We start from the raw sequence: 505 nt of genomic DNA, 5'->3' as shown, positions 1-505 counted from the left end.
GGAAGAAGGCCGCGCTGGCGCCACGGCCCACGGGGTCGATCGTCATCAGCAGGTCCAGCGGCCGGCCCGCGGCACCCAGGCGCTCGGCGATCTTCGCCGCGGTGTTGCCGCCCCAGCTGTGGCCGATCAGGCGTATCAGCCGGTCCGGCGGCTGGCTGGCGATGAGCCGCTCGATCGCGCGTCGCTCGTCGAAGGTGAAGCGATGGATGGGGAGGCCGGGATAGGCCTCCCGGAAGGCCTCCTCGAAAAGCACCACGGCCCGTCCGAAGCTCTGGTCCAGGAACCCGCTGACGAGGATGATCAGCGGGGGCGCGGGTGCCGCTTCCATCAGCCCCGCTTCTTCTCCTCGATCGCGTCCCAGATCGCCTTCTCCAGGTACACGCCGTCGAAGCGCGCCAGCTCCTGCAGCCCGGTCGGCGAGGTCACGTTGATCTCGGTCAGGTGCCCGCCGATCACGTCGATGCCGACGAAGATGAGGCCAAGCGCCTTCAGCTCCGGCCCGATC

2 protein-coding genes are annotated in these 505 nt (G+C 69.5%); both read right to left on the bottom strand.

The window, feature by feature from the left end:
* Window positions 1-328: hypothetical protein (locus AC1DWF_RS39040; RefSeq protein ID WP_476843739.1), on the bottom strand; the 328-nt coding region annotated here is incomplete at its 3' end.
* Window positions 328-505 (bottom strand): ATP-grasp domain-containing protein (locus AC1DWF_RS39035; RefSeq protein ID WP_476843740.1); only part of this gene is annotated, 178 nt, incomplete at its 5' end. The genes AC1DWF_RS39040 and AC1DWF_RS39035, both read right to left, overlap by 1 nt.

The organism is Aminobacter sp. P4_D5, assembly GCF_056401815.1.
Note: the sequence above shows the minus strand (reverse complement) of the source record. Positions and strands in the feature narration are given on the sequence as shown.